The sequence below is a fragment of the Streptomyces tremellae genome, from assembly GCF_039540215.1.
GTDB lineage: Bacteria > Actinomycetota > Actinomycetes > Streptomycetales > Streptomycetaceae > Streptomyces > Streptomyces tremellae.
This window is the reverse complement of record NZ_BAABEP010000160.1, coordinates 1-725: the sequence shown is the minus strand read 5'-3', so window position 1 is coordinate 725 and position 725 is coordinate 1. Positions and strand designations below refer to the sequence as shown.

General features: G+C 70.2%; 1 pseudogene. It reads right to left on the bottom strand.

Going from position 1 to position 725, the window contains the following annotated elements:
- Positions 1-216 precede the first annotated feature (216 nt).
- A pseudogene (locus tag ABEA77_RS33810) lies at positions 217-725 on the bottom strand (hypothetical protein); the annotation flags it as partial.

Below are 725 nucleotides of genomic sequence, written 5' to 3'. Positions count from 1 at the left end.
TGCGCCGATGGTACTGCAAGGGGGACCTTGTGGGAGAGTAGGTCGCCGCCGAACAATTTTTCTGGGACCCGTGGTCCAGCATTCAAGCTGGACTACGGGTCCTTTTTTTGTTGCGTTCTTCGCGGCAATGCGTACACCCGTGCAGCGGTTCGCCGGCTGCGCGACGATGACTACTGCGGCACCTCCAACAGATCGCGGTGCCCTGAGACAGGAGCTTTACCAATGTCCCCCAATTCCTCCGACGACCGTCCTGAGCGCGAGCCGCGTCGCAGGGACAGTGGTGACAACCGGGGCGGCTTCCGCGGACGTTCGGACGACCGGCCGTCCTTCCGGCGCGACGACCGCCGAGACGACCGGTCGGGTCCGCGCCGTGACGACCGGGGCGACCGCGGTGGGTTCCGCGGTGGCCGCGACGACCGCGACCGTGGCAGCGACCGCGGCGGATTCCGCCGCGACGACCGGCCAGGGTTCCGTCGTGACGACGACCGGGGTGGGCGACCCGGTGGCTCCGGCGGGTACGGAAGCAGGGGACGTGACGACCGGCCGTCCTTCCGTCGTGACGATCGGCGCGACGACCGTCGTGACGACCGCGGCGGAGACCGTGGGGGCTTCCGTCGCGACGACAGGTCCGGCTTCCGGCGTGACGATCGCCCGGCGCCCCACCGGGATGACCGTGGCGGCGAGCGTGGTGGCTTCCGGCGTGACGACCGCGGTGGTGACCGGCG